This is a genomic window from Pseudoalteromonas luteoviolacea, from assembly GCF_000814765.1.
Classification (GTDB): domain Bacteria; phylum Pseudomonadota; class Gammaproteobacteria; order Enterobacterales; family Alteromonadaceae; genus Pseudoalteromonas; species Pseudoalteromonas luteoviolacea_H.
On record NZ_JWIC01000003.1, the window covers coordinates 91,975 to 104,937 of the forward strand.

At 41.5% G+C, this 12,963-nt stretch carries 7 protein-coding genes; 6 read left to right on the top strand and 1 reads right to left on the bottom strand.

Annotation, left to right across the window (positions count from 1 at the left end; genetic code table 11):
• The first annotated feature begins 300 nt into the window (after positions 1-300).
• From JF50_RS01850 to JF50_RS01870, 5 genes are all read left to right on the top strand, one after another.
• Positions 301-1,329, top strand: a complete 1,029-nt coding sequence (locus JF50_RS01850) for a GGDEF domain-containing protein (protein WP_039607809.1) — start codon at positions 301-303, stop codon at positions 1,327-1,329.
• Positions 1,330-1,453: 124 nt separating this feature from the next.
• Positions 1,454-4,747 (top strand): exodeoxyribonuclease V subunit gamma, encoded by a 3,294-nt coding sequence (recC, locus tag JF50_RS01855; protein WP_039607810.1) that lies wholly within the window; start codon positions 1,454-1,456, stop codon positions 4,745-4,747.
• On the top strand, positions 4,734-8,261 hold the full coding sequence (gene recB / locus JF50_RS01860) for an exodeoxyribonuclease V subunit beta (RefSeq protein WP_039607811.1): 3,528 nt from the start codon (positions 4,734-4,736) through the stop codon (positions 8,259-8,261). Before recC ends, recB begins: the two co-directional genes overlap by 14 nt.
• On the top strand, positions 8,261-10,150 hold the full coding sequence (recD, locus tag JF50_RS01865) for an exodeoxyribonuclease V subunit alpha (protein WP_039607812.1): 1,890 nt from the start codon (positions 8,261-8,263) through the stop codon (positions 10,148-10,150). The genes recB and recD overlap by 1 nt, the downstream gene beginning before the upstream one ends.
• Positions 10,151-10,387: 237 nt before the next feature.
• A complete protein-coding gene (locus JF50_RS01870) occupies positions 10,388-10,909 on the top strand; it encodes a DUF962 domain-containing protein (RefSeq protein WP_039607813.1) in 522 nt (173 codons plus the stop codon).
• A gap of 24 nt (positions 10,910-10,933) precedes the next feature.
• Here the strand turns inward: JF50_RS01870 and JF50_RS01875 are convergent, their stop codons facing one another.
• Positions 10,934-11,890, bottom strand: a complete 957-nt coding sequence (locus JF50_RS01875) for an FHA domain-containing protein (RefSeq protein ID WP_039607814.1) — start codon at positions 11,888-11,890, stop codon at positions 10,934-10,936.
• A 456-nt stretch (positions 11,891-12,346) separates the two neighbouring features.
• Between JF50_RS01875 and JF50_RS01880 the strand changes: the two genes are divergently transcribed.
• Positions 12,347-12,937, top strand: a complete 591-nt coding sequence (locus JF50_RS01880) for a CBS domain-containing protein (protein ID WP_039607815.1) — start codon at positions 12,347-12,349, stop codon at positions 12,935-12,937.
• Positions 12,938-12,963 lie beyond the last annotated feature (26 nt).

Consider the following 12,963-nt stretch of genomic DNA (forward strand, 5'->3'; position numbering starts at 1 on the left):
AAGTATTCACTTGCCCCTAGGGCAAATACGAGCATAGAAGAATACTCTATTACATGCCATTACAGCGAGGCGATTGTCTTAGTTATCATACAAGTCATTTATTTGAATTGCCCCTTCAAATCACTCTGTATTTGGATGACAAGGTGTAGCTGATATTTCTTCGATGAGTAATATCGAGTAATTTGCTTGGTGACATTGCTGTTCCTTACTTTCTGACCAATACTTAGTCTTGATGGTTTAACACACCTTCACTTTAAAAACTATGAAGGTATATAACTGAACAGATAGAACAGGCAAGCGATGCAAGAAGAACTATTAAATTCGGTTATAAAAATAACGAAAACACGTGACATTGATTCATTGGAATATAGCTTATTGTCGACAATACAAGAGTTTATAAATTGTCAGCGTATTTCAGTGTTCAAAACTATTCAAGGGCATGGGCCATGTACCGTGGAGCGTAGCCTTGCGCTCATGGTACATGATGTCGGCGAGTATGAGTGGCTGGACAGAGTGATTTTGGATAACCCCCATGCAGAACTCAGCTCTTGCTTGCAGTCGGCGTGTAGTATTACCATGCAAGACGCTGCGGGTGCTGAGCGGCGTTGGTTACCCATCGTCATTCATGATAAGCCTGTTGGTGCAATAGAAGTGCAGTGTCAGGGGTTAGACAGTGCACAACAGGTGATGTTGAATGCATTCATCCGTATATACGAAAATTATCTCACAATATTGCGTGAGAATGAGCGAGATAAGCTAACAGGGCTTTTAAATCGTCAAACCTTTGATAAAAAGCTTAAGCAGCTTCTTGAAAAGCAAATGTTAGAACAAAACCGTGCCATTAGAGATGGGTCTGATTTGCGGACTCTGCATCAAGGCGCAACATCGTGGCTGGCCATGTTGGATATTGATCACTTTAAAAGTGTTAACGACACCTATGGTCATGTCTGTGGCGATGAGGTTTTACTGATATTAGCGCAGCGTATGCAGGATTTTTTCCGAAGCACAGATTTGTTGTTTCGATTTGGTGGGGAAGAATTTGTCATTGTATTTGAACCTGCAGACTATGCGTCAATAAAGCAAAAAATGAATGATTTTTTAGAGCTTGTACGACAGACTTCATTTCCATTTATTAAAAAGTTAACTATCAGTGCTGGCCTTGCGCGGATCAGCCCTTATGATTTCCCGATCAATGTTTTAGAAAACGCGGACAAAGCATTGTATTTTGCAAAAGAACATGGACGTGATCAGGTAGGATTTTATGAAGACTTGATATCTCGCAAGCAAATAAAAGACCATATTGAAAGCAGCGATATTGATTTATTCTAACTAGACTCAGGTCACTTTGTCTATATAGTGACCTGAGTGTTACTACGCTGTACACTTTTTTCTGTTATACCCTGTGTATTTCTCTTAAACTGTTCATTCTAATTGATTTTCAGCTAAATCTAATATGTTGCATATAATTCAATCTAATCGTATGGAAGCGTTGCAAACTCAGTTTAATACTGTGATGCAAACTGCGCCTTTGCGCGATCCATTTGTCTGTGAAACTGTGTTGGTTCAATCTCCTGGTATGTCACAGTGGTTAAAAAATGGATTGAGTGATCATATCGGTGTAGCAGCACAAGTGGACTTTCCCCTGCCATTGAGCTTTATTTGGCGTCTATATCAGCAGTTTTTACCTGATGTACCTGCAGAGTCTCCATACAATAAAAGCAATATGGCGTGGAAGTTATACAATTTACTGCCAACGAAGCTGGAACAACCATTGTACGTACCGTTGGCAAACTATTTAGCCGTTGAGAAACCTGCGACCGCCGTTGATCAAGAAACTTTAGATGGCTTAAAGCTATTTACGTTATGTGAAAAAATTGCCGATGTTTATGACCAATATTTAATGTATCGCCCCGATTGGTTGGCTTCTTGGGAGTCTGGTACTGATGAATTATTAGATGTCGATGTCACAATTGCACCTTGGCAGCCGGATTTGTGGCGGAGTTTAGTTGAGTATACGCATCAATTAGGTCAAAGCCCGTATAATCGAGCCAATATGCACCAACAGTTGCTCACAGCGCTGTCGAATGCTGATAGTGCTCAATTACCTGAGCGTATTTCAATTTTTGGTTTATCGGCAATGCCGACCAGTCAACTTGAGGTTTTTCAGGCTCTAGCCAGTAAAACTGAAGTGCTACTATTTTTCTTTAACCCCAGTGAGCATTACTGGGGTGATTTGGTGGATGAGAAAACACAGGCAAAAATCCATGCGAAATATGTCAAACGACCAGAAATTGATGCCAATTTAGATGAGGAGCAAGATTACTATAACGTAGGTAATCCATTGTTGTCGTCCTGGGGCAAGCTGGGTAGAGATTATCTTGAACAGTTATTGCAGCTAGATGCGCGTTGGCTAGATGGGTTTGTGGAAGATTTTAACGACTCATTATTGTCTCAGATCCAAAATGAGATCTATCAATTGGCCTTTAAGGGTGAGTCTTTGCAAGCGGACCCTAATTGGTTTGTCAGTGACGAAGGTAAACTAGACATACACCAAAGTGATAACAGCATTTATTTACAAGACTGCCATACACCGCTGAGAGAAGTAGAGTGTCTACATGACCATTTGTTGAACTTATTCAATCAATATGAGGGTCTGACACCGAAAGACGTGATTATCATGATGCCAGATGTTGGCGCTTATAGTCCGTATATTGAAGCGGTATTTGGCAGTGCTCAGGGGAGCCGATATATTCCATATGCTTTAGCTGATATGGCTATCGAACAAGAAAAGCCCGTATTGTCGTCATTTGTGACATTGGTCAATTTACCGTTTAGTCGTTTTGGTGTCTCAGATATTTTAGATTTGTTGGCGGTAGAGGCGATTTCGAGTCGGTTTGAACTTGAAACTGCCGAATTCGAACAGATCAAATATTGGTTAGAACAAGTAGTGATTAAGTGGGGGTTAGATGGTGAAAATAAAGCTGAACATGGGTTACCAGAAATACCGCTAAACACGTGGCTTCACGGCTTAAATAGATTGCTGCTAGGTGTGGCAACAGGTCAAGAAGAAACGGATTTTGGCGGTGTTTATCCTGCTGATTTAGTTGAAGGCATGGCCATTAATATCTTGAGTAAGCTGGTGGCATTTCTCGATGCATTGAATCGTGTTAAGCGACAGCTTAATAAATCAGGAACCTTAGCACAACAGGCTGAGATGTTAAGGACGCTCTTGACAACTTTCTATCACCAAGAAGCGGAGCAAAGCTGGGATTTAATGCAGCTAAATAAGGTGATTGAGGGAATCGAAAAACACTATGAAAGTGGCGATATGCGCTTGCCTGTGGAGCCTAGGGTACTGGCTTATTTAGTTAAACAAGGGATCCAAGAGAAAGGGGTGGGGCAGCGCTTTCTATCTGGTGCAGTTAATTTTTGTACGCTAATGCCGATGCGTGCGGTACCATTTAAAGTAGTTTGCTTACTTGGGATGAATGATGCGGATTATCCTCGCCAAGTTCAGCCTATTGGTTTTGACTTGGTGCCAGCATCCTCTCGTCGAAAAGGTGACCGTTCACGTAAATTAGATGACAGATATCTCTTTTTAGAGGCTTTGCTGAGCGCGAGGCAGCATTTTTACGTCAGTTATATTGGTCGCTCTTGTTTCAATAATGAAGTGCAAGTTCCTTCAGTACTCGTGAGTGAGCTATTTGAGTACATCGATCGTAGCTTTCAATTTATCGACAGCGATATGTCGCTCAGTAAACAGCTGAAACATCAAGCACCACTTCAACCCTTTAATTCACTGCATTATCTACCGGGTTCATTACAAAGTTTTAATCCAAGCTGGCTGTTTGAATCTGCTGAACAAGCAGTGGAAAAAGCATCACCTTTGACTATTGCGCTGCCGAGTGAATTAGAGCTAACTCAGTTTTTGCGAGCATGTACCGCACCACAAAGCTATTTTTATCAAAATTGCTTAGGCGTAAAAATTAATCCAGCACGTGAGTATCACGATGACACTGAACCATTTTCTTTAGATCCTCTTACACGCTATCAATACTTACAAGAGATTGTAGATGCTCAGATAAACAATGTATCGCTTAGCTCAGAGCAACTGCTACAGAGAGGCCATTTACCTCAAGCTTATGTGGGTGAGATACAATTAGAGTTACTCGCACAGCGTGTTATACCCATGGTGGGGGTGCTGAAGTCCAAATTGTCTGACCCACAAGTGCCTAAAGAGGTGAGCATAGAGATCCAAGGCATCAAAATAGTAGGTTGGCTCGACAAAATATTTGCAAATGAGCAGGTTTTTTACCGACCCGCGAGTATTAAAGCGAAAGATAAAATAAGAGCTTTTATCTATCATCTGCTCGCTAATGTCACGGTGTCGACCATGAGTACGACCGTGATTGGCCTAGATGAGCAAGTCACTTTTGAACCGTTAGATAAATCGAGTGCAATGCAGTTATTAGAAATGTGGATTGATTTTTATCAACAACTGACTGTTCAGCCAGTGCCATTTTTTCCTGCCTCTAGTTATGCATTTGCAAGTACTGATGATATTGGTAAAGCGCAATTAAAATTTGCTGGTGGTCAATATATTGGTATAGGAGAATCGGAAGATCCCTATGTTGCGTTGAATTTCAGAGAATTAGAAGCGTGTATGGAAGAATTCATGTCACTCAGTAAGTCTTTATTAGGGCCAATTATTGCGCTAGAAAAGGAGCTGCAACATGGAGATGCTTAACCCGGTAACTATGCCTCTTTATGGTCATAACCTGATAGAAGCCAGCGCAGGAACGGGCAAAACTTATACCATCACCGCGCTGTATCTAAGGTATTTACTTGGCCTTGTAGACGCGCAGCATGCTACTTGCTTAAGCGTCGAACAAATACTGGTTGTGACGTTTACTGATGCAGCAACTCAGGAAATTAAAGACCGAGTGCGTGCGAGGATCATTGATGCCCGTGACACGCTTTTAGGTGATGAGTGCAAAGATCCACTGATCCCGGTGCTGTTGGAGCAAGTCGAAGATAAAAAGGCCGCATTTAAACTGTTAGATGCGGCAGCAAAATCGATGGACGAAGCCGCTATTTTTACAATCCATGGATTTTGTCAGAGGATGTTAAAGCAGCATGCCTTTGAGTCAAATTTAAGTTTTAATTTAGAGTTTATTCTTGATGAAACTGAGCTGTTAAAAACTGCTGTGGAAGATCACTGGCGAAAATTTTTATATACTTTGGATAAAGAGCAGACTGCGCTTGTTTTAGACCATTTCTCGCATCCACAAAGTTTGATGAAAAAGTTACTACCGCTGCTGAGTAAAGCCGGTGCAACACTTTCACCCAGAGTCAATCTTGAAGATATTTTGGCTGCAAGATCGCAATATCAACTGAAAGCGGCGGAGTTTAAACGCGCAATACGTGAAAGTGAGTTTATCGCGTGTTTAACGGGTTCAGGTCTTGCCAAAAATAAAGCGCCAGGGCGAGCAGCAAACATCAACGCACTAGGTGATTATATTGCCTCGGATGCGTGGTATTTCGAATTTGGCACGAGTAAGCATTCATTTAATTTGTGGGGGAGTGCGCAGTTAGGTGATGCGAAAAATTATAAAAAAAATGCGGAGCTCATCTCTCATGACATGATTGCGCTATTTGATGAGATGGCGGGCTTGCACCATCAAGTGAAAAACCTCTTACCGATAGCGTTATTGCAAGATGCATTGGCTCAGGTCAAACAGCTTTTAGTGCAACATAAACAAACACAGAGTACGATATCACCAGATGATTTATTAAGTAATTTATATCGTGCTTTGCAGGGGGAGTCTGGGCAGGTTTTAGCCACAAAAATTGCTCAGCAATTTCCCGTCGCACTGATCGATGAGTTTCAAGACACCGATCCTATCCAATACGGCATTTTTAGCACCATATACGAGGAGACTGACGGTGCTGGGTTGACTATGATAGGCGATCCTAAGCAGGCGATTTATGGATTTCGTGGTGCGGATATATTTACCTATATAACGGCGAAGCAAGCTGTGGATGAGAGTCGACACTTTACGTTAGCTAAAAATTATCGTTCGGCGAAATCTGTGGTGGATAGCATTAATGCTATTTTTTCTCAGCACGAGCAAAGCTTCATATTCAATGATGATATTCCATTTTATGCCGTTGATGCCCAAGGTAAGTCAAAAGAACACGCTTTCCAAGGCTATTCCGATCATGTTTTAAATTTTTGTGTTTTTGATAGTGCTGGGGAGGTGACGAGTAAAGCACATGCGCATCAAGTGCTTGCACAAACCTTTGCGGCAAAAGTTGCCACTTTGCTTTCTCGCTCTGAGCAAGGAGGAGTGAAAATAGGTGATAACTCCGTCAAAGCGGCGGATATCTGTGTGCTAGTGCGAGACAGGAATGAAGCTTCAGTCATGAAGCAGGCGTTACAAGCATGTGGCGTAAGCGCCGTTTATTTGGCAAGGGACAGTGTATTCTCACAGCCGGTTGCTGGTGCACTCAATCAGCTTTTACACGTACTACATGGTGCTTACGATGAAGCAGCTTTGCGAGGTGTATTAGTAAGCCCTTTGTTTTCATTGAATTATGAACAGGTATATGCACTTTCACAGAATGAGGCACAGTGGCAAAGCTATTTAGATTTTTTCGCAGAGCTAAAACGAATTTGGTACCAAAGTGGCGCGATGGCCATGTTAGAAAGGCTTATGGTACGTAACCAACTGGCAAATATCTGGCGCAGCAATGGTTATGAGGTAGAGCGTTGGTTGACAGATTACCGACATCTCGCTGAGTTGCTACAACATAAACAAATTGAATTGGAAGGCACGCAACGTGTTCTAAGGTGGCTGAGTATTCAGTGCGCTGAAGCTACCTTAGATGGTGCTCAATTGCGTTTGGAAAGTGACGCCAACTTGGTGAAAATTGTCACTATGCATGCATCGAAAGGCCTTGAGTATCCCATCGTATTCATGCCATTTGCACTTGGGTACCGTGACCCAAGCGAAATTATCTACCATAAGGATAATAAATTAGTCATTGACTTAGATGCTGATGATGGCGCGATACAAGCAGCATCTAAAGAGCGTCTCGCTGAAGATATTCGATTACTCTATGTAGCTCTGACACGTGCTGTACATTATTGCGAGTTGGGACTGTTTAATATTCCCTTGGGTCGCAGCAAAAAGCTCGGCATTGGACAAACGGCGCTTGGTTATGCTTTATTTGGCGACGCTGACTTTAAAGACGCGCAGCAATGGCATCAAGCGTTAGAGCAAACATGCCAACAGCACGTTGGAATGTCTATGGAAGTTTTTACGGAGCCGCAAACGGCCTATTTTGGTGAGAAACAAGCCATATTACCTGAAAACCTTGCTATTAAAATACAGAATGCGGCAATAGAGACAAATTGGCGCACAACCAGCTTTAGTCAGTTAAGTTATCATGCTCACCACGATGATAGACCCGCAGGCGCACTCGATGAACACCATGAACTCGATTTGCCTAGACTCGCACAAACACCGATTAAGACACCATACAGCTTCGTGAAAGGTGCTAAAGCGGGTAGTTGCCTTCATGAAATTTATGAGCAAATTGATTTTACGTCGCCACACAATCCGATAGCACCTGAAAAATTACCGCTGAATGATGTTGTTGAGGCGTGTTTAGAAAAGTATCAAATTGATACGCAGTGGCAAGAATGCGTCGCTTTATGGGTGCAAGCAAGCCTTGATTGTCCGTTGACTCAAGAAGGCGGGCTCTCATTAAGCCGCTTGTCCCCCGCCGATTGCTTGGTTGAAATGGAGTTCCATTTGCCACTCACAGCACTCAAAGCGAATCAATTAAATAAAGTTTTAACGGACATCACAGGTCAGCCGAGTTATTTACAATTTGATGAAGTACAGGGCATGTTAAAAGGCTTTATTGATCTTATTTTTCGCTGGAAAGGCAAATACTACGTGTTGGATTACAAGTCGAATTATTTGGGAGATGACCTGAGTGATTACAATGATGATAACTTAATGTCGGCTATGTCATCTCACCAATATCATTTGCAGTACTTAATTTACAGTGTTGCTTTGCATCGTTTACTTAAATATCGCATTGCGAATTATTCTATTGAGGCGCATATGGGCGGTGTTTATTACTTGTTTTTGAGAGCACTGCCACAAGGCGGTGGCGTTTTTTTCAAGTCTCTGACTGAAAAAGAACTACTAACCCTTGATGCACTTTTTGAGCCGGAGGCAAGGTAATGTCTCAAATCTCACTCGATTTTATGCCACACAACTTTGATGACACTGCCTTTTTAGAGGTGTTGCTTGAGCAGCGCAAGGTGAGAAGTGTCGATATTGCTCTGGCAAAGCTGTTATGTGACGGACAATTTAATGATGTTTTTTACCTGATCCTATTGCTATTGAAAGCCGAGCAAAGTCAAAATAGTTGTTTGATATTAGGGCAAATAGACTGGTTTAATCCGTTTGAGTTAAATGTCGAGCAAATTGAACAACATATTGAATTAACACCGTTTAAAGACAAAGCAAAGGCATTAGATTCACTGACTTCTCACCCCGCAGTTGGAGAAAATAAGCCGATAACGGTCTTTAATGAGCAATTATATTTAGCGCGTTTAGCTGGTTATGAGGCATTTTTAGCTGAGCGTTTTACTGCTTTAGCTCATCGTGACATTGATCTCGACTTTACTCAGTTAACAAAATTACTTGATATGTACTTTCCAGCACATGCTGACGATGCGATAGATTGGCAAAAAGTAGCGTGTGCCATTGCTGCTTCGAGTGCATTTTGCGTCATTACGGGAGGTCCTGGTACGGGGAAAACAACCACTGTCACAAAGTTGTTGGCAGTATTGCAGTCACTGTATGCCAAAGCGCCACTTAACATTAAATTGGTGGCACCAACAGGAAAAGCAGCGGCAAGGCTCAGCGAGTCCATTATTGGCGCGAAAGGGCGTTTAAACTTGGCCCCTGAGTTAGCAAACTTAATACCTGAACACGCACAGACAATCCATCGTTTGTTGGGGGTGATCCCCAATAGCAATAAATATAAGCACCATGACAAGAACCCATTGCATTTAGATTTGCTGATAGTGGATGAAGCGTCCATGGTTGATTTATCACTCATGTGTAAGTTAGTTGCGGCGCTTCCTGAGGGGGCTAGATTGTATTTATTGGGCGATAAAGATCAATTGGCCTCTGTTGATACGGGTTGTATTCTTAACGATTTATGTGCAGATTTAAAGCTTGGTCACAATCCGACATATTCACCCAGTAGAGCTGCTTTTCTTAATCAAGTGTGCTTTGGTGGCGAACAGAAGTTATCTGGTAGCAGCGGTAAGTTCCAGTTGCAAGATGTGATGGCATTTTTGCAACAGAGCCATCGTTTTAAAAGCGATAGTGGTATTGGCCAGTTGGCCGGAGCTGTAAACAATAATGATCACAATCATTTGGATTGGGTTATTCGCCAAGGTTTTTCTGAGTTAAGTCTATACGGCCTTTCAAACGAAACGTATTTGCAGATGATAGAGCGTGCGGCTAACGCTTATAGTCATTATCTTAAAGCCATTCATGCTGGTGGCAGCGCGGAACAAATTCACAAGTTGTTTGCTAATTATCAGCTATTGGCTGCTGTACGTGAGGGGCCGTATGGTGTAAATGAGTTGAATAAGCGGATCGAACATAAGCTCGCACAGCATAAGCTCATTAGGCCATATAGTCGCTATTATTCTGGCATGCCATTAATGATCACGCAGAATGACTATCAACTAAAGCTGTTTAATGGTGATATAGGTATCATTTTGCCAGATAGCAGTGGACAGTTGTTTGCAACTTTCATGGATGAACAAGGAAATTTACGCTCAATTAACCCAGCCCGTTTGCCGAGTCATGATTTGGTGTATGTGATGACAATTCACAAGTCTCAAGGTTCTGAGTTTAATTATACGGCGATGATTTTGCCTCCAATACAAAGAGCAAGGCAGGGGATTAATCGGCAACTGGTATATACCGGGATCACACGAGCTAAAAATCATTTTGAGTTGATCTGCCAACCTCAGGTACTTAGATTAGCGATGAACAAAACGGTCGGTAGGAGCTCAGGGTTACGGTTTAGGTTGCTAAAAGATTAATTTTTTGTTTTTTATTTGTTTCGTTATGATTTTGGTCTATGGTTATGACTAAAGCAGAAAGAGATGAAAAGCCTGCTTTTTATTGCCCAGTGAATGTGCCGCCAAAGTCGTAGGCGGCCTTTTTTATTGCGGTGCACTTATGACCGTTATTCGCCAATAGAATCCCCTTACCTTGTTGACTTTTGCTTATTTATAGCGCTAGATAAAGTTAAAGTATTTACTCTTATGAGTGTTGTAATGAAAAGTTTAGAAAGTCATTTGGTTCAATACGCCCTATACCATCGGGATAATCGCAATATCCGTACACATCTAATAGGTGTTCCTCTTATTGTATTGTCAGTGATTTTCCTGACATTTATACCGCTTTTCGTATTAAGTGGCATTCAAGTAATGCTGTCTGATTTATTAATTACCGCAGCCTCTCTGTATTATGTTTACTTGTCTCCTAGATTAGGTGTGGTCATGCTATGTATGCTGGTCCTAGGCAATTTACTCGCTATGCAGCTTTATATGCAATTTATTCACACAAATACCCCGATGAGTATATTTTACTTTAGCGGTCTTGGTGTGTTTCTATTAGGCTGGGTTATTCAGTTCATTGGTCATTACTATGAGGGTAAAAAGCCAGCTTTTGTAGATGATCTAATTGGCCTATTGATTGGCCCTTTATTTGTGCTAGTAGAGGTATTGTTTAAATTTGGATTTATGAAGGGGTTGGAGCAAAGCATTGTTGCACAAGCTGGGCCCTACCGAAATTAATCGATAGGCGCCCTGAAAGCGTAATTAAAGGCTCATGCGGGTTTCAAGCTGAGCACCTTTTAGAATGGTTACGTCTTGGCAGTTTAATCGTAATTGGCCGTTATTTGTTTCTATGATATATCCAGCTTCTGGTGCTTTATCTGGGCATGCTTCGCTAAGCTGTTTGCGTGCACGGTGAACCATGATATTCATATGATTCATTTGGACACCAAGTTGTTTTGCCAGATCTTCTCTGTAAACCCAACCTTGAGACTCAGGGTCAAGTCCAGCTTGTTTATCTTCGATTCTCGTTCTTGCGAGCAGCAGTAGTAAATAGTGATGGCTACGGCTACCCAAATTAAATTCAAGCCCTTCAACATGTAAAGAAAGTTCTGTTTTTTCTTCGTCAAGGCTCACTGCAAAACTGAGCGCTAAGGGCTTTACAGCTGGCTGTTGCTCTAAATGTTTTGTCATGGTAGAGATCCCTGCACAAAAAAACAGCCACTGCTCACCAAACAGACTTGTGATCCCTCCGTCGATGAGTGCTTGACGATCTGACGTGTTCAAATCTTCTAAAAACCAGTAGTTGAGCAACGCATCATAATAGACAATGTGGCTGGGCTCTTCTTCGTTGGGAAGGAGCATTTGGTTTTCGATTTCAATGACATTTTTACGATTATTTTGTGAAACAAAATACTGGCAGTTGGCATTGAGGCTGCCGACAACAAACGAATTTTGACCAGGAGCTGCAAAATCAATTTTATCATTCTCAGATAACTGATAGGGTAAGTTTTTGTCTATTTTCCTGTCGTTTATCCAGATGCCATTGGTACTTACGTCACGAATGAGCCAATTGTCATTCGTGTATTCGATGATAGCGTGATGTCTCGATATACCCGGTTTATCTAAAAATGTATCAACATTAAATTTGTAACGTCCAAAAGTGTGGTAACTTTTTAGATAAATTTTTTCGAGCTTAAGCTCATCGATCAAGTAAGCCATAAATTTTCCTAGATTTCCGTATAGTTGCTAGAGGCTAGCAGCACGTATTATTTGCAGAAATTTTACCTGATATGAGGCGCACCTAGCTAGAAAAATGTACTACGAGCCTTGATTAATTCAAGTAGAGCAAGAACGTATACTGTACTTGTAGTGGTAAAGCGCGCTTTTTCGTCAAGTTACCCCAAAGTAGCATCATAAAAAGTGGGCTCACCTGAGTGAGCACCATTAAAGGGAAATCTGCAAGTGTGGCTGTTATGTATAGCCTTTGTTTGTCTTCGTGTTAGTTCTTTAACCTATAAAAACTATTGTACTGAGAATAACTTATTTAATCTATTACAGCAGATTACAGCACTTTGCTATGATGTCATCGTACCTTTAATCAGCCTTGCGATCCCTCGAACAATGAACCATGCTTTTTGATATAAAACCGGATTTAGAGTCCACAAGAGGTGGTATATGAGTGAGTTTAAATTGTTAAATACAACTAAGCTGGAAGGGATTTATCAGTTTTGTGAGCATTATGAAGGGAATCCGTTATCTGTTTTTAGTTCAGCTGAACAAGTGGTTACAGACTTTACTCGGCGACAACCACAAATGATTTTGAAGGATGTGGATATTGATCATGCATTATTTATGATGGTAAATGGTCATGTTAGATGTAAGTTGGTCATTGATCATGACGATACGTTTGTGGGGGTTGTCAATTCTAAGGATCTAACCGGCAGAAAAGTTTTGACGACAGCGCAGAAGCGTAATGTAGTTCGTTCCGATCTCACGGTTGAAGATGTGATGACAAAGAAAAGTGAATTGCACGCGATGTATTATGACTGCGTTAAAGATGCGCGGATCGGTGATATTTTAGAGACGTTGAAAGAACTTGGCCATCAGCATGTGTTACTAATGGATGGCAATCAAGGGTTACGCGGTATGATTTCAGCTTCTGACATCGCGCGAGCGCTCCATATTCCAGTCAATATTTTGCAAAAGGCGCATTCATTTAAAGAGATTTTTGAAATTATCTACGAACATGCAGAAGTAACGGCTTGACACCAGCCGTTACATACAAGCATCAG

Bases quoted from the DNA above. Each gene is read 5' to 3' on its own strand.
- JF50_RS01850 (WP_039607809.1), top strand. From the start codon at position 301: ATGCAAGAAGAACTATTAAATTCGGTTATAAAAATAACGAAAACACGT.
- recC (WP_039607810.1), top strand. From the start codon at position 1,454: ATGTTGCATATAATTCAATCTAATCGTATGGAAGCGTTGCAAACTCAG.
- recB (WP_039607811.1), top strand. From the start codon at position 4,734: ATGGAGATGCTTAACCCGGTAACTATGCCTCTTTATGGTCATAACCTG.
- recD (WP_039607812.1), top strand. From the start codon at position 8,261: ATGTCTCAAATCTCACTCGATTTTATGCCACACAACTTTGATGACACT.
- JF50_RS01870 (WP_039607813.1), top strand. From the start codon at position 10,388: ATGAAAAGTTTAGAAAGTCATTTGGTTCAATACGCCCTATACCATCGG.
- JF50_RS01875 (WP_039607814.1), bottom strand. From the start codon at position 11,890: ATGGCTTACTTGATCGATGAGCTTAAGCTCGAAAAAATTTATCTAAAA.
- JF50_RS01880 (WP_039607815.1), top strand. From the start codon at position 12,347: ATGAGTGAGTTTAAATTGTTAAATACAACTAAGCTGGAAGGGATTTAT.